Origin of the sequence: Lentzea sp. NPDC004782, assembly GCF_040609115.1 — a bacterium.
In the GTDB taxonomy this organism is placed as follows: domain Bacteria; phylum Actinomycetota; class Actinomycetes; order Mycobacteriales; family Pseudonocardiaceae; genus Lentzea.
In genome coordinates this window covers 82,613-106,880 of record NZ_JBEXJN010000023.1, presented here as the reverse complement: position 1 = coordinate 106,880, position 24,268 = coordinate 82,613, and the positions used below count along the sequence as shown (strand labels likewise).

Below are 24,268 nucleotides of genomic sequence, written 5' to 3'. Positions count from 1 at the left end.
ACAAAGCCCGGCAGTGCGGCATCTCGTGGTCGTTCGAGTCAAACCACGAGGGAGAACGCCATGCGCATCGACCTGTTCGCCACCCAGACCGGTTCCAAGCTCGCGAAGCGGTTCGCCGGGCTCAACACCGTGCTCCACCAGTCGCCGTTGCCGAAGACCGTCATCGAGCTGGTCAGCCTGCGGGCCAGCCAGCTCAACGGGTGCGGCTTCTGCCTCGACATGCACGTCAAGGAGGCCATCGCGGCCGGCGAGGATCCGATGCGGCTGCACCTGGTGGCCGGGTGGCGCGAGACCACCGTGTTCACCGAGGCCGAGCAGGCCGCGCTCGCGTTCGCCGAGGAGGGCACCCGGGGCGTCAGCGTCAGCGACGACACCTGGGAGAACCTGCGCAAGCACTTCGACGACGAGGAGACCGCCGCGCTGGTGTGCCTGATCGGGCTCATCAACGCGGCCAACCGGATGGCCGTGATCACGCACCAGAAGGGCGGCTCGTACCAGGTCGGCGCGATGGCCCACTTCGAGAGCTGAGCACCTGGTCAGAAGCTCTGCCCGGTACGCGCGCCTGACCGCTGCGTGCCAGGTGCTCGATGATGGGCTCCTTCATCCGCCTCAGGTGGATGAAGGAGCCCATCATCGACGGCGAACGCGCGCAGGACTTGCGGTCGAATGCTCAGTGGATCCGGCCCCTGAGCATGATCATGCGCGGCGACCGCAGGACGTCGAGGTTCAGGCGGGGGTCCTCGTCGTAGACCACGATGTCCGCGGCCGCGCCTTCCACCAGCGACGGGAAGCCGAGCCACGAGCGGGCGTGCCACGACGCGGCACCGATGGCGTCGGCCGCGCTCATGCCCACGCGGTGCAGGGAGACGATCTCGTCGACGATGCGGCCGTGCTTGATGCCGCCGCCCGCGTCCGTGCCCGCGTAGACCGGCACGCCCGCCTCGATCGCCGACGCCACGGTGGTCGAGACGCGGGCGTGCAGGTCGCGCATGTGGCTGGCGTACACGGGGTACTTGCCGGCCCTGTCCGCGATGCCGGGGAACGTCTCGATGTTGATCAACGTCGGGACCAGCGCCGTACCCCGTTCGGCCATCAGGGCGATCGTGTCGCCGGTCAGGCCGGTGCCGTGCTCGATGCAGTCGATGCCCGCGTTGATCAGGCCGGGCAACGCGTCCTCGCCGAACACGTGGGCCGTCACGCGCGCACCCGCATCGTGGGCGACCTTGATCGCGGCGGCCAGCTCCTCGTCCGTCCACAGTGGAGCGAGATCGCCCGCGCCGCGGTCGATCCAGTCGCCGACGAGCTTCACCCAGCCGTCGCCGTACGCGGCCTGCTCGGCCACGGCCGACGCGAGGTCCGACTCGATCTCGACGCCGAGGTGCGGGAGGTAGCGCTTGGGCCGGGCGATGTGCCGGCCCGCGCGGATGATCCGCGGCAGGTCGAGACGTTCCTGCAACGGCGTGGTGTCGATCGGTGAACCGCAGTCGCGGATCAGCAACGCGCCCGCGTCGCGGTCGGTGATCGCCTGGTCGACGGCTTCCGGCAGCTCGACGGGGCCCTGCTCGCCCAGGCCGACGTGGCAGTGCGCGTCGACCAGGCCCGGTACCAGGAACCCGCCGTCGACGACCGTCGTGGCGCCCGGCACCGGCTGGGTGCGCACACGGCCGTTGACAACCCACAGGTCTCGCGGTTCGCCGTCCGGCAGGACGACGCCGCGCAGGTGCATGGTCACTTCTTCTTGTCGTCGCCGTCGAACTTGAACTTCGACGGGTCGAAGCCGGGCGGGAGCTCGTTCATGCCGCCGCCGAGGTTCGGCAGGCCACCACCGGGCGGCATGCCGGGCAGACCACCGGGCATGCCGCCGGGGAACATCCCCGGGAAGCCGCCCTTGATCTTCGGGGGCGTCGGGCCGCGTCCGCCCTTGCCCTTCTTCCCCTTCTTGCCCTTGCGGTTCTTGCTGCCGCCACCGCCGCCGAAGCCCATCCGGCCGGCCATCGACGCCATCATCTTGCGGGCCTCGAAGAAGCGGTTGACCAGGTCGTTGACGTCACTGACCTTGACGCCCGAACCGTTCGCGATGCGCAGCCGGCGGGAAGCGTTGATGATCTTGGGGTCGTCGCGCTCCGCCGGGGTCATGCCGCGGATGATCGCCTGGATGCGGTCGAGGTGCTTCTCGTCCAGCATCGCGAGCTGGTCCTTCATCTGACCTGCGCCGGGCAGCATGCCGAGCAGGTTCGCGATCGGGCCCATCTTGCGGATGGCGAGCATCTGCTCCAGGAAGTCCTCGAGCGTCAACTGGCCGGAGTGCAGCTTCTGCGCGGCCTTCTCGGCCTGCTGCTGGTCGAAGTGCTGCTCAGCCTGCTCGATCAGCGTGAGGACGTCACCCATGCCGAGGATGCGCGAGGCCATCCGGTCGGGGTGGAAGACGTCGAAGTCCTCGAGCTTCTCGCCGTTGGACGCGAAGAGGATCGGCTGGCCGGTGATCTCGCGGACCGACAGCGCGGCACCACCGCGGGCGTCGCCGTCGAGCTTGGTCAGCACCACGCCGGTGAAGCCGACGCCGTCGCGGAACGCCGTGGCCGTGTTGACCGCGTCCTGACCGACCATCGCGTCGACCACGAACAGGACCTCGTCCGGGTCGACCGCGGCCCGGATGTCGATGGCCTGCTTCATCATCTCCTCGTCGACGCCCAGCCGGCCGGCCGTGTCGACGAGCACGATGTCGTGCTGCTTCGCCTTGGCTTCCTCGACACCGCGGCGCGACACCGCGACCGGGTCGCCGACGCCGTTGCCGGGCTCGGGAGCGAACACGGGCACGCCCGCGCGCTCACCGACGACCTGGAGCTGCGTCACCGCGTTGGGGCGCTGCAGGTCGGCCGCGACGAGCAACGGCGTGTGCCCCTGCCCCTTCAGCCACTTGGCGAGCTTGCCGGCGAGCGTCGTCTTACCGGCACCCTGCAGACCCGCCAGCATGATCACCGACGGCGGGTTCTTCGCCAGGTTGAGCCGGCGCGTCTCGCCGCCGAGGACGTTGACGAGCTCCTCGTTGACGATCTTCACGACCTGCTGCGCCGGGTTCAGCGCCTGGTGGACCTCGGCGCCCTTGGCGCGTTCCTTCACCTTGGCGATGAAGCCGCGCACAACGGGCAGCGCGACGTCGGCCTCGAGCAGGGCGACCCTGATCTCGCGCGCGGTGGCGTCGATGTCGGCGTCGCTGAGCCGCCCCTTGCCGCGAAGGCCCTGGAGAACCGTGGTCAGCCGGTCGGAAAGCGTGGAGAACACGCCTCCCAGACTAGCCAACCGCGCCGTCAGCCGATCCCGTGGCTCGCCAGGGCCTCCAGCAGCACCGGCTCACGGCGTCCCACCGGAGCTGTCGAGATCTGCGCGAACCTCAGCCCGGCCTTGACCGCGGCACCGTCCGTGACGGGATCGTCGCCGACGTAGAGGCACTCGTCCGGTGCGACGTCGAGCCGCACGCAGGCCGCCTCGAACGCGCGGGCGGACGGCTTCGACACCCCGATCTCGAACGACAGCGCGAAGGCGTCCACCGACAGGGACTCGCGCGCGAAGACGCTCCGGATGTCCCACGAGATGTTGCTCAGCACCCCGACCTTCAACGGCCGCGCGGCCGACAGGGCCGCGGCCGTGTCGGAGTAGGGCAGCCAGAACGCCGGGCTGTGCAGGCGCTGGAACAGGTCGTCGGTCATCGTCAGCCCCGCCAGCCGGAACAGGGTCCAGTAGGCCGAGCGGTTCGCGAGCGGGGTCAGGTCGCGGGCGTCCCAGACCGCGCGCTCGGCTGCGTTCATGCGCGCCACGTAGGGAGCGGGCGCGCGCAGCACGGAGAGGTGCGGCGGGGAGAGCCAGCGGTAGGTGGGACGCCCGAACAGGGTGCCCGCGAAGTCGAAGAGGACGGCCTTGATCACGACACCATGATGCGCAGACCACCCGAGGTTCCCGCACGGGTGAGCAGCGTCACGCCGCCGAAGCCGAAGGGCACCCAGCCCGCCTCGAAGCGGGAACGCATCGAGGAACCCCGCCGGACGTGCCGTTCGAACGCGTGCACGCGGACCACCCGGCGGCGGGCTATCTGGCCGTCGAGGGCCTGAGCGGCCGAGGCGTCCAGCCACAGGAAGTGCCGCGGACGCCGCGCCAGCAGACCGGCGACCAGGAGCATGAACCGGGTGCCGGGACGGGTGGACGGTTCGTGCACGACCAGCAGGCCCGGGCTGAACAGCGCGGCCCAGAACACCCGCAGCCGATGGGTGAGATGCACGAACACCCGCCAGTACCTGTAGGGCAGCCGCACGCGCGGCTCCAGCCACAGGCGCACCTGGTCCGAGTCGAGCACGGTGACCGGCTCGTCCGCGTCCATGCGGCCCAGCAGGGTCGTCTTGCCCGCGCCGGGAATCCCGGCGAGGACCACGAGCGAGCGTGGCCGCACTCGGATGACAGCGGTCTGCGTGTTCAACACGGCGGTCATGTCCTAGAAGACGTGTTGACCTTCCCTCTCGTTCAGTTTGGTCCGATTTATGACTGAATGCACAACTCGGCGCCGGGGGAAGCAACCGACCGGAGCGGCCGGCGGTGCGATTGCACGGTGCCTCCCCCGACGCCGCGAACTTCTCACCACCGGCCTGCTCCGGCCGGGTCCACCCGTCCGGGAAGTGGTCCACCCCTCGAGGACGCTTTCCGGACACCCACAAGACTGCAGGGTTCCGAATCGCGGGAGGAGCGTGAGCACCCGGAGAGGTTGTGCGTAGTGCTACTCAACCGCTACCTGGCCGCCTCCAGCACGGCCCGTTCGATCCGCCGCCGGTCCAGTTCGGTCGCGGTGATGCTGAACGAGTCGACGACCGTGGCGCCCAACGTGGACACGCGCGCCCAGCGCACGTCGACACCGCACTGCTCCAACGCGCCGGCCACCCGGTGCAGCAGCCCGATGCGGTCGGCCGCGCGCAGCTCCAGCACCACGGCACCGGTCGCCTCGTCGTCGAACCACAGCACCTTCGCGGGCGGCGGGTCCTGCGGCGGGCCGCCGTAGTCGCGTTCCTTCGCGGCGAGCTTCTCGGCCAACGGCAGCGAGCCCTCGATCGCCCTGGCCAGCTGTTCGCGCAACAACGCCGCGTCGGGCAGCGAACCGAAGCGCGGTGACACGGTGAACGCGTCCACCGTCGCGCCACCGTGCGAGCGCAACGTCGCCGCGTGGACCTCCAGCGAGTTCAACGCGAGCACACCCGCGGCCCTGGACAACAGGCCCGGCAGGTCCGGCGCGAGCACCGTCACGATCGCCGCGTGGTCCTGCTTCTCCAGCAGCACCTCCGGTTTCCCGGACGCCGCGACGCGTTCCGCCATCGCCACGTGTGCCGGGTCGAGCGGTTCCGGTTTGGGCAACGCCTCCCCGGCCATCGCGGTCCGGCAGCGGGCGACCAGGTCGGCCAGCAGCGAGGCCTTCCAGTCCGTCCACACACCGGGTCCGGTCGCGAGGGAGTCCGCCTCGGCCAGCGCGTACAGCAGCTCCAGCAGGACCGCGTCGCCACCGAGCGTCTCCACCACCCGGTGCACGGTCGCGGGGTCCTCGACGTCACGCCGGGTCGCGGTGTGCGGCAACAGGAGGTGATGGCGCACCATCATGTGCAACGTCTCGACGTCCTGCGGCCACAACCCGATCCGCTCGCCGATCTGGGTCGCGAGCGCGGCGCCGACCTCGGAGTGGTCCTGCTGCCGGCCCTTGCCGATGTCGTGGACCAACGCGCCCAGCAGCAACAGGTCGGGCCGCGACACCGTGGTCGCGAGCCGGGCCGCGTGCGCGACCGTCTGCACGAGATGCCGGTCGACCGTCCACATGTGCGCGGCGTCGCGCGGCGGGAGGTCGCGCACGGCTCCCCACTCGGGGAACAGCCGGCCCCACAACCCCGTGCGGTCCAACGCTTCCACGACGTCCACGAGCCCGGTTCCGCTGCCCAGCAACGCGAGCAGCTCCTCGCGGGCCTCGCGCGGCCACGGCTGGCGCAGCTCCGGCGCCGAGTCCGCGAGCCGGGTCAGCGTGCCGGACGCGATCGGGTGCTTGCTGCGCGCCGCCGCCGTGGCCACCCGCAACAACAACGCGGGATCACGGCTGGGCATCGCGTCACGGGCCAGAGAAACCTCGGACCCGTGCAGCACAACGCCTTCGTCCAACGGCCGGCGCGGCGGCTGTCCCCGCAGGAACGCGCCGAGCCCGCGTTTCGGTGCCGCAGCACGTGCCGCGCGCATCGCCACGTCGAACGCGTAGACGACCGTCCGTGCGGCAGAGGAGAGCGCACGGGCCAAGGCGAACCGGTCGGTCAGCCCCAGCGCGGAGGCGACCTCGTCACCGTCCTGTGCCCGCAGCACGTCACGCGGCTTGCGCGCGGCACGGCGAAGTTCGGTGCGCACGTCCAGCAGCAGCTTGCGGGCCTCGTCGACGTCGGCGGAAGGTCTGTCCACGAGCTGCGCCAGCGACAGCGCGTCCAGGATCGTGAGGTCGCGCAGGCCGCCGCGGCCGTGCTTCAGGTCGGGTTCGACGCGGTGCGCGATCTCGCCGCTGCGCGCCCAGCGCTTCTGCGACGACTCGGAGATCTCGTCCAGGCGGTTGCGCACGTTGCCGCGCCACGCCTGCTTCGCGCCTTCCGCGAGCTTCTGGGTGACCTCCTGGTCGCCCGCGATGTGCCGGATGTCCAGCAGTCCCAACGCCGTCCGCAGGTCACCTGCGGCCACCCGGAGCGCCTCACCGACCGTGCGGACCGAGTGGTCGAGTCCGATGCCGGAGTTCCACAGCGGGTACCAGAGCTTCTCGGCGATCTCGTCGATGTTCTTGAGGCCGTTGTGCACCAGCACCAGATCGAGGTCGGAGTAGGGCACGAGCTCACGCCGCCCCAGCCCGCCGACCGCCACGAGCGCGATACCCGATCCGGATATCCCCGCTCCCCCCGCGTGTTTGGTCAACCAGAACTCGTGCAGGTCCACGAGTGCTTCGCGCAGAGGTTCGGCGGTCAAGCGACGACGACCTGGCGCGAGCAGCCGTTCGCGCGCTCGCACCAGGTCGTCAGCCGTGACGACGGCCGTTTCGTTGTTCTCCACGGACCGTCTCCTCAGTTTTTACAGCGCATCCGATCCACGTTCGCCGGTGCGGACCCGCACCACGGCGTCGACCGGAGTGACCCAGACCTTGCCGTCGCCGATCTTGCCGGTGCGGGCGGCCTCGACGACCGCTTCCAGCACCTTCTCGACGGCGGTGTCGTCCACGACGACCTCGACCTTGATCTTGGGCACGAAGTCCACGGAGTACTCGGCACCGCGGTAGACCTCGGTGTGGCCCTTCTGGCGGCCGTAGCCCTGCACCTCGCTGACGGTCATGCCCAGCACCCCGAGCTGTTCCAGGGCGCCCTTCACGTCGTCGAGCGTGAACGGCTTGATGATCGCGGTGACCAGCTTCATGACTTGTTGCTCCCCTCGAGAACCGCGGTCGCACCCGCGGTCACACTGCCCTTGTTCGCACCGCGAGCGCTGGAGAACGCGCCGAACTCGTAGGCCGACTCGGCGTGCTCCGCCTCGTCGATGCCGGCGACCTCGGCCTCTTCGGAGGCGCGGAAGCCGACCGTCTTGTTCACCACGAACGCGATGATGAACGTGAGGACGAACGAGAACCCGAGCACCGCGAAGGCCGCGACCGCCTGCTTGCCGAGCTGGCTGAACCCGCCGCCGTAGAACAGACCGTCCGCACCGGCCGAGTTGACGCTGGTGGTGCCGAAGAAGCCGATCAGGAGCGTGCCGACGAGACCACCGACGAGGTGGACACCGACGACGTCCAGCGAGTCGTCGAAGCCGAAGCGGAACTTGAGGCCGACGGCGAGGCTGCACAGCGCACCGGCGATGACGCCGATCGCGATGGCACCGAGCGGGCTGACGAACGCACAGGCCGGGGTGATGGCGACGAGACCGGCGACGGCACCGGACGCGGCACCCAGGGTGGTGGGCTTGCCGTCGCGGAACTGCTCGACGAGCAGCCAGCCGAGGACGGCGGCGGCGGTGGCGACGGTGGTCGTGGTGAACGCGACGGCGGCGGTCTCGTTGGCGGCCAGCGCCGAACCGGCGTTGAAGCCGTACCAGCCGAACCACAGCAGAGCGGCACCGAGCAGCACGAACGGCAGGTTGTGCGGCCGCATCGGCTCCTTCGGCCAGCCCTTGCGCTTGCCGAGCACGAGCGCGACGGCGAGACCCGCGGCACCGGCGTTGATGTGGACCGCGGTACCACCGGCGAAGTCGAGCGCCTTGAGGTTGTTGGCGATCCAGCCACCGACCGTGGAGCCGTCCGCGCTGGAGAACGCGAACACCCAGTGCGCCACCGGGAAGTAGACGATCGTGACCCACAGGCCGATGAACAGCGTCCAGCCCCAGAACTTCGCGCGGTCGGCGATCGCGCCGGAGATCAGGGCGGGCGTGATGATCGCGAACATCAGCTGGAACATCACGAACGCCAGCACCGGGGTCTGGTGGCCGTCGGCGCCGGTGAGCTGCCCGATCACGCCCTTGAGCCCGATGTTGCCGAATCCGCCCAGCAGGCCGGCACCGATGTCGTTGCCGAACGCCAGGCTGTAGCCGTACAGCACCCAGAGGACGCTGACCACGGCCAGGGAAATGAAGCTCATCATGAGCATGTTCAGGACGCTCTTGGAACGGACCATGCCCCCGTAGAAGAAGGCCAGGCCCGGCGTCATGAGCATGACCAGCGCCGCGCTGATCAGCACCCAGGCCGTGTCACCTGTGTTCACGTCGACCTCCACTGCACGTCGGTTGCAGGGAGCATCGAGAGGTCCTGTTTCCCCCGCTTACGTGGAACGTTTCGCGGAGGTGAACTGTCGACCTGAGCTTGTTACGTCCAGGTTTCGCGCGGTTCACGGGCGCCTTTCGGCCACCTCACCGCGTCCGCGTGGTGACACCGAGTAGCACGAAACCTCACCCTTCCGGGTTCATGAACGGACTACACCCCCGGCAGGTGCGCCGGGGGTGTAGTCGTCGGCCAAGTGGACTCAGAACGGTCCGGCAGGCACGTTCGGCTTCGCCGAGAGCACCCCGGCGTCCTGCACCGACGGCTCGACCGCGGCGCACGTGGTGCCGCTGCGCGGCAGCTTCAGCGACACCAGGTACTCGTTGTTGATCTTCAGCGTGCACTCGCTGCGGTCGTACACGCCGTGGCCCCAGCCTTCGTAGGTCACGAAGACGGTGGTGTCACGGGACTGCCGGTGCGCGTTGACCGCCCACTCGTAGACCGTCGCCGTGTCGTGCGCGGAGTTGGTCATGAGGATCTTCGGCGCGTGCTTGATGTTCAGCGGCCGCTGCGGGTTCGTGGCCTTCGGGAACCCGATGCAGCCCATCATGGCGCCGTGCCCGATCGACGAGCCGAGGGTGTCCGGCGCGACGTGGTTCTCCATGGCGTTCAACGCCTGGTACTCGCCCCACGAGCTGACGCGCAGGTTGTAGTCGCTGCAGAAGATGCCGGGGAACGGGTTCTCGAACGTCTCACCCGGCGCGAACGCACGGGCGGGCACCGGGGCACCCTCGCTCAGGTCCTTGACCCGCTGGGCGAACGACTTGAACGCGGGCCCGTAGCCCATGCCGACCACCATCGAGCCGAGGTTCTCCGGCGTCATCTTGGAGCCGTCCGGGTAGGTCAGCTCACCGCGGGCCGCCTTGGCGAGCAGGTCCTTCCAGACCTTGCGCACGTCCTTGCCGTACAGCGGCGAGCCCGGCGTGCGGTCGTTCCACTTGACCCACTCGTTGAACATGTCCTGCGCACCGCGCGCCTCGGTCTCGAGGAACTTCCAGGTGCCGAGGCTGTGGTCCATGTTCGAGTCGATGATCATGGCGCGGATGTTCTGGCCGTACTGCGCCGCGTAGTGCTGGCCCATGATCGTGCCGTACGAGACGCCGTAGTAGTTGATCTTCTTCTCGCCCAGCGCCCGGCGGATCGAGTCGATGTCGTTCGCGACGTCGTAGGTCGAGGCGTGGTCGAAGATCGGACCGGTCTGCTTGCGGCAGTCCTCGCGCAGCTCCTTGTTGAACGCGACGAGCTGGTCGTACTCGGCGACCGTCTTCGGGTACGACGAAGGCTGCTTCTGCAGCAGGTCCGCCGAGCACTTGATCGGCTGGCTGCGCGCGACGCCGCGCGGGTCGAAGCCGATGACGTCGAACTTGTCGACGATCTCCTTGCTGAAGTAGCGGTCCGCGCCGAACGAGAAGTCGACACCCGAACCACCAGGGCCACCGGGGTTGATGACCATCGCGCCGATCCGGTTCGCCTGGTCGTTCGCCTTGCGGCGCGAGACGGCCAGCTGGAACTTCTCACCGTTCGGCTTGGCGTAGTCGATCGGCAGCGTCAAGAAGCCGCAGTCGACCGTCGGCATCTCGGCGCACGGCTTCCAGTCGATCGCGCCGACCTTGAACTCCGCCTGCTCCTCCGGAGCCGCGGTCGCGACCTGACACACACCCAAGATCAATGCAGAACTCGCGAGCGCGGCCCCGAAGGCACGCACCATCGGTTGCATGGATTTCCTCCCTAGATCCCCGATCTTGCGGGAGGAAACGCTTCCACCGATCGTGTGACGAAGACAACCACCCGAGGTAGGGAGAAGAATCAGACTGTAGTCGTACAACCACGTTTAGTTGCTGCTTTTGGCCCACAACGATCGAAGGGTCACCCGGTGGGCATTCAGCCGGTGGTGTCCGCCCAGACCGACCGCAGGTGCGCCACGCCATCACCGGTGGGCGTCCCGATCACCCGGAGCCTCGCCATCCCGCCGTCCGGGTAGATGTCCAACCGGACCTGCGTCGCCTCGACGGCGTCCACGACGAACCGGTGCCGCGTGTCGGGCTGCAGCCTGGTGCGCGGCAGCACGTCGAACCACGCGTCCGGATCCGTGCGCTCGTCGCAGCCGCGCACCGACGCCCAGCCCGGCGCGTTGCCCTTGAAGTGGCTCGTGTCGAGCTCGACCAGCTGCACCACCCCGGCGGCGGCGAGCCGGACGGACACCCAGTCGTTGCCGTCGTCACGCCGGCGCGCGGTCTCCCAGCCCTCCCCCATGACCGTGGCCTGACCAGGGGCGATGAGGTTGTTGGGCGCGCTGTAGAACATGTTGCTGCAGCCGGTCACGACCGCACCGTTCTCCAGCGCCGCCAGGTCGATGCCTCCGACGAGCAGCCTCGGGTCGGCCACCGGTTCGCCGTGCACGCGCAACCGGGCGACGCCGCCGTCCGGGTCGATGGTGAGCCTGACGTGCGTGACGCGCCGGCCCTCGCTCACGTCGAAGAAGTGCTTCTCGTCGCCCTTCAGCGCCGAACGTTCGACCAGCGGGAACCACTCGGTGATCTCGTCGGCGGACGGGTAGCCGTCGACGTGGGCGCCCTCGACCCAGCAGAACGGCGGGTAGTTGCCCTTGAAGAACGCCGTGTCGACGACGACCCCGCGCACCACACCGGGCATCCCGAGCCGGACGACCGCCTGGTCGACACCGGGTTCCCTGCGCCGCCGAGTCTCCCAGCCGTCGTAGATCTGTCCTTTGTGGCCGAAGGTGTAGGTCTGGTAGACCGGCTCGGCGGGCTTGATCAGGTTCTCCCGCTCGGCGAACAGCTCGTCGTTCGCCCACACCACACCGCCACCGACCGCGCGTGAGGCGAGATCGGGCAGCCGGGTCCACTCCGTCATGCTTCTCCTCGTCTGAGCAACTTGCCGTGCGTCTGACCGATTTCCTTGCCGCGCAACCACGTCTGCCGCACGACGCCGTGCAGCGTCCGTCCGTGGTACGGCGTGACCGGGTTGCGGTGGTGGAGTGCGTTCCTGTCCACCACGAACGTCTCGTCCGGCGCGAACACCACGAGGTCCGCGTCCTTGCCGGCCTCGATGGCGCCCTTGGTCTCCAGCCCGACCTGACGTGCCGGGTGCGCGGCCATCCAGCGGACGACGTCGGTGAGCTGGAAGCCGCGTTCCCGCGCCCCCGTCCACACCGCGGGCAGACCGAGCTGCAACGACGCGATACCGCCCCACGCCGTGGCGAAGTCGCCTGCCTTCAGCTCGACCGTGCTCGGCGAGTGGTCGCTGACGACGAGGTCGATGACGCCCTCACGCAGACCCTGCCACAGCGCCTCGCGGTTCTCCGCCTCGCGGATCGGCGGGCAGCACTTGAACTCCGTCTGCCCGTCGTGGATCTCCTCGGCGGTGAACGTGAGGTAGTGCGGGCAGGTCTCCGCGCTGATCGGCAGGCTCTCCCGCTTCGCCGCCTCCAGGATCGACAGCGCGTCCGACGAAGACAGGTGCAGGATGTGCGTGCGGGCGCCGGTCCTGCGGGTCAGCTCGACGACGTCGCTGATCGCCCGGTTCTCGGCCTCGCGCGGACGGGAGGCGAGGAACCCCGCGTAGTCCGGTTCCGACTCGCGGACGGTGTGCGCGTCCTCGGCGTGCACGATCGTCAACGCGTCGAGCGTCGCCAACTCTCGCAGCGCCGCTTCGAGCTCGGCCTTGGAAACCGCGGGGAACTCGTCGACACCCGAGTGCAGCAGGAAGCACTTGAAGCCGAAGACCCCGGCCTCGTGCAGCGGCTTCAGGTCTTCCAGGTTGCCGGGGACGATGCCGCCCCAGAACCCGACGTCCACCGAGACGTTCGCGGCGGCCTTGCGCTTGATCTCCAGCGCGGCCGGCTCGACCGTCGGCGGGATGCTGTTCAACGGCATGTCGATGATCGTCGTGACGCCACCGGCGGCGGCCGCGCGGGTCGCCGTCTCGAAGCCCTCCCACTCGCTGCGGCCGGGGTCGTTGACGTGCACGTGCGTGTCGACCAGGCCGGGCAGCAGCACCTCGTCGTCCGCGAGGTGCACGACGTTCGGCGAGTCGATGAACGGCTCGACGGCGACGATCCGGCCGTCGACGACACCGACGTCGCCCGCGATCTCGCCCTGCGGGGTGATCACTCTGCGGGCGCGGAAGACCAGGTCCATGCCGCTCACTCTGACATCCAGTCGCGGGCGATGCGACCGCCGAGTTCGGTGAGGAGCGACTCAGCCCGCGCCATGCACCTGGTGACGTCCGGTTCGACGTCCAGCAGCGCGTAGACGGCCTTGAGCCCGAGATCACCGGGCGCGACCGAGCACCGGCCGGCCACCGCGACCACCGGCACGTCCCCGGAGGCCCGGACCACACCCAGCGGCGCCTTGCCGTGCCGGGTCTGCGCGTCCAGCGACCCTTCACCGGTGATCACCAGCGACGCGTCCGCCACCGCCTCGGCGAACCCGGCCAGCTCCAGCACCACCTCGATGCCGGGACGGAACCGCGCGCCCAGGACCGCGAGCGCGGCGAACCCGATCCCGCCCGCCGCACCGGCACCAGGCCGTTCCGCGTGCTCCAGGCCCACCCGCGAGGCGAAGGCCGCGAGCCGCGCTTCGAGGATCTCGACCTCTTCCGGTGAGGCGCCCTTCTGCGGCCCGTAGACCGCGGCCGCGCCCGTGGGCCCGAGCAACGGGTTGTCCACGTCCGAGGCCAGCACCAGGTCGACGCCGTCGAACGACGTCCGGCCCAGTGCTTCGAGCATCCCGGCGCCGCCGTCCGTGCACGCGCTGCCGCCCAGCCCGAGCACGATCGTGGTGCAGCCGGCGTCCAGCGCCGCCTTCAGCAGCTCGCCGACGCCGTAGCTCGTCGCTTCGAGCGGCGCGGGCGCGTCGAGCAACGTCAGCCCGGCCGCCGACGCCACCTCGACCACGGCGGTCGTGCCGCAGACGGCGAACGACGCGGGCACCGGCCTGCCGACCGGACCGGTGACCCAGCGCCCCACCTTCACGAACCCGGCGGCGACGGCGGCGTCGACCGTGCCGTCACCGCCGTCGGCCACCGGCACAAGTCGCACGGCCACGTCCGGAACCACCTCCCGCAGCCCACGGCCCACGGCCTCCGCAACCCGCGGCGCCGTCAACGACCCCTTGAACTTGTCCGGCGCAACGACCACCGCCTGCTTTTCTGGAACGCGGGGGCCCCGCGTTTCCCTGGAGGAAACGTAGGGCCCCCGCGTTCCGTCACGGAACGTCACGGGACGGGCTCGTATTCGCGCATGGCGGCGATGGAGGTGCCGTTCGCGGTGTTGCCCTCGCGTTCGATCATGATCTCGACGAGGACTGGCCGAGAAGTGCGGTCGGCTTCCTTGCGGGCCCATTCGAGGGAGGTGCGGATCTCCGACGGATCGGCCACGCGGATGCCCGAGCACCCGTAGGCCTCCATGATCTTGACGTTGTCCGAGCCCGTGGTGTCGTAGTGGATGTCGACCTCGTACTTCATGTCGTAGCCACCGTGGTCCTCGGCCATCCGGATCAGCCCGAGGTACTCGTTGTTCAGCATGATCAGCACGAACGGCACGTCGTACTGGGCGCCGACCGCGAGCTCCTCCACCAGGAACTGGAACGAGTAGTCACCGACGATGCCGACCACCTCGGCGTCAGGTCGCGCTTTTTTGACCCCGATGGCCGCCGGGATCTCCCAGCCGAGCGGACCGGCCTGGCCGCACACCTGGTAGTGGCGCGGCTTGTGCGCCTTCTGGTGCTGCCCGGACCAGATCTGGTACAGCCCGATGGCCGTGACGAAGTAGGTGTCCGGGCCGTAGAACTCGTTGATCTCCTTGAACACCCGCGGTGCCTTGACCGGCACGGTGTCGAAGTCCTCGCGCCGCAGCAGCGTGCGCTTGAGCTCCTGGCACCGGTCGACCCAGGCGCCCTTCTCGCGAGGCCCGTGCTGCTTCGCCTTGTCCAGCAGGGCCTTCAGGAAGAGCCCGGTGTCCGCGACGATCCCGAGGTCCGGCCCGAACACCTTGCCGATCTGGGTCGGTTCGACGTCGACGTGGATGAACTTGCGCGAGCCGCGGTAGGTCGCGAGGTCGCCGGTGTGCCGGTCGCCGAACCGCGCGCCCAGCGCCAGCACGAGGTCCGACTCCAGGAACGACGCGTTGCCGTACCGCTGCGACGTCTGGATGCCGGTCATGCCCGCGTACAACGGGTGGTCCTCGTCGATCGCGCCCTTGCCCATCAACGTGGCCTGGATCGGGATCTGCAGGAACTCGGCCAGCTCCAGCAGCTCGGCGGACGCCTCGCCCAGGATGACGCCACCACCGGCGAGCAGCAGTGGGCGTTCTGCGGCCAGCAGCATCTCCAGCGCCCGTTCGACACGTGCCTCGGAGGGCGCGCTCTTCAGCACCGGCAACGGTTCGTCGATGCTCGAATCCCACTCGATCTCCTGCTTCTGCACGTCGATCGGCAGGTCGATCAGCACCGGGCCCGGACGGCCGGACCGGGCGATCCGGAACGCCTCGCGGAAGATCCACGGCATCTGCGCGGCTTCCCTGACCTGCACCGCCCACTTCGTGACGGGCGCGGCGATCGAGACGATGTCGACGGCCTGGAACGCCTCCTGGTGCAGCTTCGACACCGCGGCCTGACCGGTGATGCACAGGATCGGCACCGAGTCGGCCTGTGCGGTGTACAGGCCGGTGATCATGTTCGTGCCGGCCGGGCCCGACGTGCCGATCGCGACCCCGACGTTGCCGGTCGTGCGCGACCAGCCGTCGGCCATGTGCGTGGCGCCCTCCTCGTGCCGCACGATGAGGTGCTCGATGGTGCCGTCCTGCTCCATCGCCTTGTACAGCGGCAGGATCGCGGCGCCGGGGCAGCCGAACACGGTGTCGACGCCCTCGGACTTCAGCACCTCGACGACCGCCTGCATGACGGGGATCTTCGGCATGGGTCAGCCCCTTCCCGCGAAGTTCTCGATGACCTTGAGCAGCGCGGAGTGGTCGAGCGACCCGTAGCCCTGCGCGCGTGCCGCCGCGACCAGTGCGGCGATCTGGTTGGTGACCGGCAGCGCGACGTCGGCGGCCCGTGCCGCGTCGAGTGCGATGCCCATGTCCTTGTGGTGCAGGTCGATCCGGAAGCCGGGCTGGAACTCGCGCGCGATCATCGTCTCGCGCTTGAGGTCCAGGATCCGGTTCGCCGCGAGACCGCCGGCGAGCACGTCCAGGCCCGCCTTCGGGTCGACGCCGGACGCCTCCAGCAGCACTATCGACTCGGCGACCAGCGCGTAGATGCCGCCGACCATCAGCTGGTTCGCGGCCTTCACGACCTGGCCGGCGCCGTGCGGTCCGACGTGGACGATCGTCTTGCCGACGACCTCCAGCAACGGGCGCGCGGCCGCGAAGTCGGCCTCCTCGCCACCGACCATGATGCTGAGCGACGCCTGCTGAGCACCGGTCTGGCCGCCGGACACCGGCGCGTCGAGCACGCGGACGTGGGTGAGCCTGCGCGCGATCTCGATCGACGTGGACGGCCGGATCGTGCTCATGTCGATCAGCAACGTGCCGTCGTCGAACTTGACGCTGTTGACGACCTCTTCCACCTGCGGGTGGTTCGGCAGCATCGTGATGACGACCTCGGCGCCGGTGACGGCGTCCTGGGCGGACGCCGCTGCCGTGCCACCGTCGGCGACCAGCTTCTCCAGCGAGGCCGAGCTGAGGTCGAAGCCCGTCACGTCGTGCCCGGCGGCTACGAGGTGGGCCGCCATCGGCGAGCCCATGATGCCGAGTCCGATGAAACCGATCCTGGTCATGCGTGGTCCCTCCAAGCGAAGGAGTGGGTGACGGGCTTGTACTCGGCGCCCACGAAGCCGGAGTAGCCGTTGGCGCGGAGCTTCGCGAGGTGCCCGAAGAGGTCGAGATCGCCGGTGCCGGGCTCACCGCGTCCGGGAGCGTCGGCGATCTGCACGTGACCGATGCGGTCGACGTGGTCGGCGAGGGTGTCGAGGTCGTCGCCGTTCGTGGCGAGGTGGTAGAGGTCCGCGAGCAGCTTCACGTTGCCGCGGTCGATCTCGTCGATCAGCTCGAACGCCTGGTGGGCGGTCCTGATCGGGTACTGCGGCGCGCCGCTCAGCGGTTCGACCACGACCTGCGCGCCGATCTCCGCCGCGACGTCGGCGGCGAAGCGGTAGTTGGCGACGGTCTGCGCGGTGGTCTCGAAGTTGCCGTGCAACGCGTTGAGCGTGCGGCAGCCGAGCCGTGCCGCGATGGCGGCGGTGACCTCGACGTTCGCCCGGAACTCCGCCTCCCGGCCCGGCCAGCTCGCCAGGCCGCGGTCACCCGCCGGCATGTCGCCCGCGTAGAGGTTGAGGCCGACCAGGCGCACCTGCGCGTCCACGATCGCCCGTTCGAACGCCTCGACCTCCCGCGTCTCCGGTACGGCGTCGGCGAACGGCCACCAGATCTCGACCGCGTCGAACCCGGCGGCCCGCGCGGCTGCCGGGCGTTCCAGCAACGGCAGCTCGGTGAAGAGCATGGACAGGTTTGCGTCGAACATCGTCTGGCTGCCTTCCACCCTAAAATTTCACACTGCGGAAGTTGAATTTCACTCTATGGAGACACTAGACAGCCCAAGAGGCGGCGGTCAAGAATGTGGAAGTTAGTTTCCGCGATACAGAAACTTGGAGAGCCGTGGACAGCTTCAACAGCGCCCCGGAGGACGAACTCCGGCCTCTGCTCACCGAGTGCCTCGCGGTACCCCGCTGGGTCGACGCGATCGCGGCGGGCAGGCCGTACGCGTCGATGGATGCACTCCTCGCGGCTTCTTCGGTTGCCGCACAAGGACTTTCCGACGAGGAGGTGCTCGGCGCCATCGCCGGGCACCCGCGCATCGGCGAACGACAGAAGACAGGCGGGGTGTCGGCCAGGTGGTCGCGGTCCGAACAGTCCGGTGTGGACAGCAGCCAGGCTGATCGCCTGGCGGCGGCGAACGCCGCGTACGAGGATCGGTTCGGGCACATCTACCTGGTGTGCGCGACCGGCCTGAGCGGTGCGGAGATGCTCGACAACCTGTCCAGTCGCATGGACAACCCGCCGGACGTCGAGCTCCGCGTCGTCAACGACGAACTCGCGAAGATCGCCGCCTTGCGGCTGCAGAAGCTGATCGGGAGCTGAACAACATGGCCATCGTCCTGGGCCCGAACCAGTACGGGAAGGCGGAGAACCGCCTCGTCACGGTGTCGCGCAACGGTTCCGTGCACACGATCAAGGACCTCACGGTCAGCACGTCGCTGCGCGGAGACCTCGCCGACACGCACCTCACCGGCGACAACGCGAAGGTCCTCGCCACCGACACGCAGAAGAACACCGTCTACGCGTTCGCCAAACAAGCGCCGGTCGGGGAGATCGAGGACTTCGCGCTGCGCCTGGGCCGGCACTTCGTGTCGTCGCAGGAGGCCATCACGGGTGCGCGCATCCTGATCGACGAGCACGGCTGGGAGCGCATCGACGGCCACGACCACTCGTTCGTGCGCGGCTCGGACGAGAAGCGCACCACGGCCGTGACGATCGAGGGCTCGCAGGCGTGGGTCGTCTCGGGTGTGCGCGACCTCGTCGTGCTGAAGTCGACCGGGTCCGAGTTCCACGGCTACCCGAAGGACCCGTACACGACGTTGAAGGAGACCGACGACCGCATTCTCGCGACGTCGGTGACGGCCCGCTGGCGCTACGCCGGCACGGACGTGGACTGGGCGAAGTCGTTCGCCGAGATCCGGTCGATCATGCTGAAGACGTTCGCGGACAAGCACTCCCTGTCGTTGCAGCAGACGTTGTACGCGATGGGCGAGGCCGTGCTGCAGTCCCGGCCGGAGGTCGCCGAGGTACGGCTCTCCATGCCGAACAAGCACCACTTCCTGGTGGACCTGAGCCCGTTCGGGCTGGAGAACGACAACGAGGTCTTCTACGCGGCGGACCGCCCGTACGGCCTCATCGAGGGTTCGATCCTGCGCGACGACGCTCCCGACGCGGGCTTGGCCTGGAGTACTTTGCCAGCCTTCTGAACACGACCGGGTTCAGCAGCGCGGCAGGCGAGTCCACCAGGTGCACGACGCGCAGGAACCGCCGGAAGACGTCCTGGTCGTGCACCAGGGCCGTCTGCCACTTCTTCAGGTACCAGCCGAAAACACGCTCGACCGGGCCGGGCGCGTGCTGCCCGCCCGCCCAGCCCTGGTCGGCACTGCTGGACAGCGCCCACGCACCCTTGGCCGTCTTCGCGACCTTCCGCTGGAAGGTGCGGCACCCCTTGGCGCTGAAGTCCTTGTGCCGCCGGAACAACAGCGCGGCCATCGCGGCGACCGTCATGCCCTGCCCGTACACGGGGTTGAACACGCACACCGCATCGCCGACCGCGACCAGCCCGCCCGGCCACCCCGGCGTCTGCTCGAACGCGTTGCGACGGCTGGCCGTCCGCGCGAACAGGTACACCGGCGTGACGGGTTCGGCGTCCGCGAGCATCTCGGCGATCGGCCCGCGCAACGAGTCCAGGAACCGCTGAAACCCCTCGGGGTCCCGCGGCGGGTGATCACCACCAGCACCCTGGGCCGTGACCATCAACTGGTCGCCTTCGACGCGCATCACGATGCCCCCGCGCGGGTGGTGCGGCGCGGCCAGCGACTCGGCGACCACGACCGGAACCTCCGGCGGCGCCGTGTAGAGCCGTGTCGCGTACCCGGTCCGCGAGTCGACCACGACCGGCTCCGGCACCGTGATCCCGGCATCCGCCAGCCAGGCGGGCAGCTTCGACGAACGACCGGACGCGTCCACCACGAGATCGGCGTCGATCCGGCCGTCCCGGGTCCGCACACCGTCCACAGTGGAGCCCCGGAACGACAGTCCGGTGACGTGCACGCCGTCCACGATCTTCGCGGTCACCCGGCGGCGGAGGTGCGTCTCCAGCAACGGCCTGCTCGCCACCAGCAGCGGCAGACCGGTCCGCGTCGAGGCCACCCACCCCAGCGGGTTGAGGATGCGCATCTCGCCCGCGTCCATCAGGTGCGCTCCCGCCTGCACGAGCTCGTCGTACAAACCGGGGAACAGCCCCTCCATGATCTCGCCGCCGCGCACGAGCAACCCGTGCACGTGCCTGCCCTGCGGCACGCCCGCGCGGTACTCGGGCTCGTCGGACAGCTCGTCCCGTTCCAGGACCACCACGTCGTCGCACGACTCGGTCAGCACCCGAGCGGCGAGCAAGCCGGCGATTCCCCCACCGATCACCACGGCCTTCATGAGGCCATTGAACCAGCCGTCAGCCGAGGGTCAGCGGTTCTCGCCGGTCCGCAGGGACATCTGCTGGTCGCGCCACGAGTGGAACAGGTCCGCCTCGCAGTACCAGTCCACGCCGGTCGGACGTTCGCCGGTCGTCATGAACTCGATCAGCAGCTGCCGGTACAGGTCGAGCGGAACGCCGACGCCGGGCGGGAAGTCGGTGTACTTCTCGTTGACGTACGGCGCTTCCGCCGACCCCTTCGGCCAGCCCATGAAGGTGTTGTCGACGTAGTACATGTAGCCCCACTCGCCTCGCACGGCGAGCACGACGTTGTGGTCCGGATCCCCCTCGGCGGTCAGCGGCCTGCCGAAGTGGTCGAGCGATCCGTCGTTGCACTCGGGCCTGCCCAGCAGGCCGATCAACGTGTCCACATCCGCCTCGCACGCGACGACCTGGTACTTGTGCTCCGCCGCGTCGAGGTCGGGTAGCCCGGTCCAGAGACCAGCACGCATGCTCATGCGAGCCACCCTGCACCCATTGCCGGGAACATTCGACACCCATTGACAGAACCACACGAACGGGTGATTACCCGGTCAGCCTGATCGGGTTGCGAGGCTCCTCAGCGCTGACTCGTCGAGACCAGTCGCGACCTGCACTTCCACCGGATCGAGCGCACCGCAGTCCACCGCTCGGAGGAAGAAGGACGACAACGCCTGGGCGGTCGCGGGTTCGTCCAGAACACCACCCGAGACGTTCTGCACATAGGACTTCAACCGTGACGCGGCCGCGGCCGCACCTTCGCGGTAGAAGGCGTAAACGGCGGCATATCGTGTCACCAGTTGTACCGGGTGCAGATCCCAACCCTGGTAGAAACCGTGCTCCAGTGATCGCCGCACCAACCGGTAGTGCGTGTCCCAGCCGAGCTTCTTCTGATCTCCCACGGGAAGCACGTTGGTGGAGCCGTCGGACAGCCGCACCCCGGTCCCAGCAGCGCAAACCTGCATGACGTGCCGCGCGAAGTCGCACGCGCCGTGCGCCAGGTGCTGCTGCGCCGCGGAGAGCCCGCAGCCCGCCGTGTAGTCGTAGGTGCCGAAGTGCAGACCTGTCACCCGGCCCCTGCCCGCCTCGATGAACCGCGGGATCGCCAGCCGTCCCTCGTTTTCCACAATGGACTGGGTGGTCTCGACCTGGATCTCGAACTTCAGCTCCTCGCCGAAGAGGTCCAGCACCTCGCCGAACACCTCGACCTGGTCGACTGATGTCACCTTCGGAAAGGTGATCACCAAACCTGGCGGAACCTCTCCCAGTGCTGTCAGGAAGATGTCCAACGTGCGCAGCCCGCGCTCGCGCAACGCCTTGGTGTCGAACGACTTGATCCGCAGCCCGAACGACGGCGGCGCGACGCCCTCCTCCAGCCACCTCGCCACGAGGTGCGCCGTGCTTTCCGCGTCCATGTCCTCGACGTCGTCCTCGGGCGCGCCGTAGCCGTCCTCGAAGTCGATCCTGAGGTCCTCGACCGGTTCCCGGCGCAGCTTGGCCTCGACGCGGCCGAGCACACCCTCCGGCAGCTCGGGCAGCAGCTCCGGCTCGATGGACGCCAGCGCCTCCCGCCCCCAGTCGCCGATGGTCGTCGCGATGACGCGACCGGCGGGCACGTAGCACGTGTGCACGGGCTGACGGCCCACCGGCCAGCTGCGTTCCACAGTGGACAACCGGGCGGTCACCCGCGCGACGTCCTCGGGTGACAGCGAGGTCCGGTACATCAGATGCGCTCGTACGCCGGCAGCGTCAGGAAGTCGACGAAGTCCTCGGACAGCGCGACCTGCTCGAACAGCTCGACGGCGGCCGCGACGTGCGGCCCCTCCAGTTCGGCGCCGACCCGTGCCAGCACCTCGCGCACTGCGTCCGCGGTGACCTGCGTGCCGTCGTCGAGCACGACCTTGTTGTTGATCCACTGCCAGATCTGGCTGCGCGAGATCTCCGCGGTGGCCGCGTCCTCCATGAGGTTGTGGATCGCCGCCGCACCGTTGCCGCCCAGCCACGACGCGATGTACCGCACGCCGACGTCGACGGCGGACTCCAGCCCCGCCCGCGTGGCCGCACCGCCCGCCGACTTGAAGTCCAGCAACTGCTCGGCCGTGACGCTGACTTCCGGCCGCTGCTTGTCGATCTGGTTGGGCCGGTCCCCGAGCACGCCGTCGAAGATCTCGCGGCAGATCGGCACGAGGTCCGGGTGCGCGACCCACGACCCGTCGAAGCCGTCGTTCGCCTCGCGCGTCTTGTCCTCACGCACCTTGCGCAGCGCGTTCTCGGTGACCTCGGGATCACGCCTGTTCGGGATGAACGCGGCCATGCCACCCATGGCAAACGCCCCGCGCTTGTGACACGTCTTCACCAGAAGCTCGGTGTACGCGCGCATGAACGGCGCCGTCATCGTCACGCTGTTGCGGTCCGGCAGCACGTAGTCCGCGCCGGCGTCCCGGAAGTACTTGATGACGCTGAAGAGGTAGTCCCACCGCCCGGCGTTGAGCCCGGACGCGTGGTCGCGCAGCTCGTAGAGGATCTCCTCCATCTGGAACGCGGCGGGAATCGTCTCGATGAGCACCGTCGCGCGAATGGTCCCGTACGGGACACCCTTGAGCTTCTGTGCCGTGGTGAAGACGTCGTTCCACAGCCGCGCCTCAAGGTGCGACTCCATCTTCGGCAGGTAGTAGTAGGGCCTGCCCAACTCGGCGTTGTGGAAGAAGTGCAACCCGAAGTCCACCAGCGCACCAACGGCGGTCCGCCCGTTGAAGGTGAGGTTCCGCTCGTCGAGGTGCCATCCACGCGGCCGAACCACGATCGTCGGGTACGGCCCGCCCTTGAGCTTGTACTCCTTGCCCTCCGGCGAGGTGTACTCGATCGTCTCGCGTGCCGCCTCGTAGAGGTTGACCTGGCCCTGCACGACGTTGTCCCAGTGCGGCGTGTTCGCGTCCTCCAGGTCCGCGAGCCACACCTTGGCTCCCGAGTTGAGCGCGTTGATCGTCATCTTGCGCTCGGTGGGCCCGGTGATCTCGACCCGGCGGTCCCGCAGCGGTTCCGGCGCTTCCGCCACCCGCCACTCCCCGTCCCGGACGTGCTGGGTCTCAGGCAGGAACCCGAGAGGGCGCCGCTCCTTGCGCAGGGCGAGCAGCTCGTCCCGGCGCGCGGCGTGCGCCTCGTGCAGCTTCGCAACGAACTCAAGAGCCTCTTCGGTGAGGACCTGCACCTGGATCCACCTCTCTCGGTTTTGCTGTGTGGACTATAGTTTTTGCATTGCGGAACTGCAATGAGAGGAGCCGCACGTGTCCACAGGTGGCGTGCAGTCCCTGCAACGGGCCTTCGAGCTGCTGGAACGCCTGGCAGACGCAGGAGGCGAGGCCTCCCTGTCCGAACTTGCCACGGTCTCGGGCCTCCCGCTGCCCACGATCCACCGCCTGATCCGCACCCTGGTCACGCTGGGCTACGTGCGCCAGAACAGCAACCGCCGCTACACCCTCGGCTCCCGCCTGATCCGCCTGGGCGAGACCGCCTCGCGTCAGTACGGCACCTGGGCGCGCCCGTTCCTCTCGCAGCTGGTTGACTCGGTGGAGGAAACGGCAAACCTCGCCGTGATGGACGGCGACGAGGTCGTCTACGTGGCGCAGGTGCCCTCGAAGCACTCCATGCGCATGTTCACCGAGGTCGGCCGCCGCCTGCTCCCCCACGGCACCGGCGTCGGCAAGGCGATGCTCTCGCAGCTCCCGCGCGACGAGGTGCGCCAGCTCCTCGACCGCACCGGCCTGCCGGCCTACACCGCGAACACGATCACGGACGCGTCAGAGCTCCTCGACTCGCTCGACGAGATCGCCGCCCGCGGCTACGCGCTGGACGAGTCCGAACAGGAACTGGGCGTGCGCTGCATCGCCGTACCCGTGGTCGGCGGCCCGACGCTGGCCGCCGTGTCCGTCTCCGGCCCAGAGGGACGCCTCACCAAGGAAGCCGTGTCGCGCATCCTGCCGGAGGTCGTGGCAGTCGCGAAGCGACTGGCAGACCAAGCAGCCACGGCCTGAACCCACCTTCGTGGGGTGTTTAAGGGGGCAGGGGGCGGCGGGGGGGGGGGGAAGCGCCCGGGGTTAAACCCCGGGGGCCCCCCCCGCCCGCGACCCCCGGGGGC

General features: G+C 69.1%; 22 protein-coding genes. 4 read left to right on the top strand and 18 right to left on the bottom strand.

Features of this window, described 5'->3' with window-relative positions; all coding sequences use genetic code 11:
• The first annotated feature begins 60 nt into the window (after positions 1-60).
• Positions 61-528 (top strand): carboxymuconolactone decarboxylase family protein, encoded by a 468-nt coding sequence (locus ABZV40_RS22260; RefSeq protein ID WP_355444514.1) that lies wholly within the window; start codon positions 61-63, stop codon positions 526-528.
• A 142-nt stretch (positions 529-670) separates the two neighbouring features.
• Here ABZV40_RS22260 and ABZV40_RS22255 read toward each other — a convergent pair whose 3' ends face one another.
• From ABZV40_RS22255 to ABZV40_RS22190, 14 genes are all read right to left on the bottom strand, one after another.
• Positions 671-1,726: an amidohydrolase family protein gene (locus ABZV40_RS22255; protein WP_355444648.1), complete on the bottom strand. Its 1,056-nt coding sequence runs from the start codon at positions 1,724-1,726 to the stop codon at positions 671-673.
• A 2-nt stretch (positions 1,727-1,728) separates the two neighbouring features.
• Positions 1,729-3,282, bottom strand: a complete 1,554-nt coding sequence (ffh, locus tag ABZV40_RS22250; protein WP_355444511.1) for a signal recognition particle protein — start codon at positions 3,280-3,282, stop codon at positions 1,729-1,731.
• 26 nt (positions 3,283-3,308) lie between these two features.
• Positions 3,309-3,923, bottom strand: coding sequence for an HAD-IA family hydrolase (locus ABZV40_RS22245; protein ID WP_355444508.1), 615 nt, complete (start codon positions 3,921-3,923; stop codon positions 3,309-3,311).
• The gene (locus tag ABZV40_RS22240; protein WP_355444505.1) at positions 3,920-4,480 is read right to left on the bottom strand and encodes an AAA family ATPase; all 561 of its coding nucleotides are present in this window, start codon (positions 4,478-4,480) and stop codon (positions 3,920-3,922) included. The genes ABZV40_RS22245 and ABZV40_RS22240 overlap by 4 nt, the downstream gene beginning before the upstream one ends.
• Positions 4,481-4,773: 293 nt before the next feature.
• Positions 4,774-7,098 (bottom strand): [protein-PII] uridylyltransferase, encoded by a 2,325-nt coding sequence (locus tag ABZV40_RS22235; RefSeq protein ID WP_355444502.1) that lies wholly within the window; start codon positions 7,096-7,098, stop codon positions 4,774-4,776.
• A gap of 18 nt (positions 7,099-7,116) precedes the next feature.
• A complete protein-coding gene (locus ABZV40_RS22230; protein WP_355444499.1) occupies positions 7,117-7,455 on the bottom strand; it encodes a P-II family nitrogen regulator in 339 nt (112 codons plus the stop codon).
• Positions 7,452-8,789: an ammonium transporter gene (locus ABZV40_RS22225; RefSeq protein ID WP_355444496.1), complete on the bottom strand. Its 1,338-nt coding sequence runs from the start codon at positions 8,787-8,789 to the stop codon at positions 7,452-7,454. Before ABZV40_RS22225 ends, ABZV40_RS22230 begins: the two co-directional genes overlap by 4 nt.
• 258 nt (positions 8,790-9,047) lie before the next feature.
• Positions 9,048-10,562, bottom strand: coding sequence for an alpha/beta fold hydrolase (locus tag ABZV40_RS22220; RefSeq protein WP_355444493.1), 1,515 nt, complete (start codon positions 10,560-10,562; stop codon positions 9,048-9,050).
• Positions 10,563-10,726: 164 nt separating this feature from the next.
• Positions 10,727-11,719: an allantoicase gene (alc, locus tag ABZV40_RS22215; RefSeq protein ID WP_355444490.1), complete on the bottom strand. Its 993-nt coding sequence runs from the start codon at positions 11,717-11,719 to the stop codon at positions 10,727-10,729.
• Complete coding sequence (gene allB, locus ABZV40_RS22210; RefSeq protein WP_355444487.1) at positions 11,716-13,005, bottom strand: allantoinase AllB; 1,290 nt, start codon at positions 13,003-13,005, stop codon at positions 11,716-11,718. The genes alc and allB overlap by 4 nt, the downstream gene beginning before the upstream one ends.
• 5 nt (positions 13,006-13,010) lie before the next feature.
• Positions 13,011-14,006 carry a glycerate kinase gene (locus ABZV40_RS22205; RefSeq protein ID WP_355444484.1) on the bottom strand — a complete coding sequence of 332 codons (996 nt, stop codon included), beginning with the start codon at positions 14,004-14,006 and terminating at the stop codon, positions 13,011-13,013.
• A gap of 77 nt (positions 14,007-14,083) precedes the next feature.
• A complete protein-coding gene (gene gcl, locus ABZV40_RS22200; protein WP_355444481.1) occupies positions 14,084-15,784 on the bottom strand; it encodes a glyoxylate carboligase in 1,701 nt (566 codons plus the stop codon).
• Positions 15,785-15,787: 3 nt separating this feature from the next.
• Positions 15,788-16,645 carry an NAD(P)-binding domain-containing protein gene (locus ABZV40_RS22195; RefSeq protein ID WP_355444478.1) on the bottom strand — a complete coding sequence of 286 codons (858 nt, stop codon included), beginning with the start codon at positions 16,643-16,645 and terminating at the stop codon, positions 15,788-15,790.
• Entirely contained in the window at positions 16,642-17,388 is a 747-nt protein-coding gene (locus tag ABZV40_RS22190; RefSeq protein ID WP_355444475.1) for a TIM barrel protein, read from the bottom strand. The genes ABZV40_RS22195 and ABZV40_RS22190 overlap by 4 nt, the downstream gene beginning before the upstream one ends.
• Positions 17,389-17,483: 95 nt before the next feature.
• On the opposite strand from ABZV40_RS22190, the gene uraD reads away from it, so the two are divergent.
• Both uraD and pucL read left to right on the top strand, forming a co-directional pair.
• Positions 17,484-18,005 (top strand): 2-oxo-4-hydroxy-4-carboxy-5-ureidoimidazoline decarboxylase, encoded by a 522-nt coding sequence (gene uraD, locus ABZV40_RS22185; protein WP_355444472.1) that lies wholly within the window; start codon positions 17,484-17,486, stop codon positions 18,003-18,005.
• Between the two features lie 5 nt (positions 18,006-18,010).
• Positions 18,011-18,889 (top strand): factor-independent urate hydroxylase, encoded by an 879-nt coding sequence (gene pucL, locus ABZV40_RS22180; protein ID WP_355444469.1) that lies wholly within the window; start codon positions 18,011-18,013, stop codon positions 18,887-18,889.
• Here pucL and ABZV40_RS22175 read toward each other — a convergent pair.
• The 4 genes from ABZV40_RS22175 to aceB all read right to left on the bottom strand — a co-directional run bounded on the left by ABZV40_RS22175 (position 18,816) and on the right by aceB (position 23,341).
• Complete coding sequence (locus ABZV40_RS22175) at positions 18,816-20,114, bottom strand: 2-polyprenyl-6-methoxyphenol hydroxylase-like oxidoreductase (RefSeq protein ID WP_355444466.1); 1,299 nt, start codon at positions 20,112-20,114, stop codon at positions 18,816-18,818. The genes pucL and ABZV40_RS22175 overlap by 74 nt on opposite strands.
• Before the next feature lie 30 nt (positions 20,115-20,144).
• The gene (locus tag ABZV40_RS22170) at positions 20,145-20,612 is read right to left on the bottom strand and encodes an Imm1 family immunity protein (protein WP_355444463.1); all 468 of its coding nucleotides are present in this window, start codon (positions 20,610-20,612) and stop codon (positions 20,145-20,147) included.
• A gap of 75 nt (positions 20,613-20,687) precedes the next feature.
• Positions 20,688-21,857 (bottom strand): aldolase, encoded by a 1,170-nt coding sequence (locus ABZV40_RS22165; RefSeq protein WP_355444460.1) that lies wholly within the window; start codon positions 21,855-21,857, stop codon positions 20,688-20,690.
• The gene (aceB, locus tag ABZV40_RS22160; RefSeq protein WP_355444457.1) at positions 21,857-23,341 is read right to left on the bottom strand and encodes a malate synthase A; all 1,485 of its coding nucleotides are present in this window, start codon (positions 23,339-23,341) and stop codon (positions 21,857-21,859) included. The genes ABZV40_RS22165 and aceB overlap by 1 nt, the downstream gene beginning before the upstream one ends.
• Positions 23,342-23,417: 76 nt before the next feature.
• On the opposite strand from aceB, the gene ABZV40_RS22155 reads away from it, so the two are divergent.
• Positions 23,418-24,164, top strand: coding sequence for an IclR family transcriptional regulator (locus tag ABZV40_RS22155; RefSeq protein WP_355444455.1), 747 nt, complete (start codon positions 23,418-23,420; stop codon positions 24,162-24,164).
• Positions 24,165-24,268 lie beyond the last annotated feature (104 nt).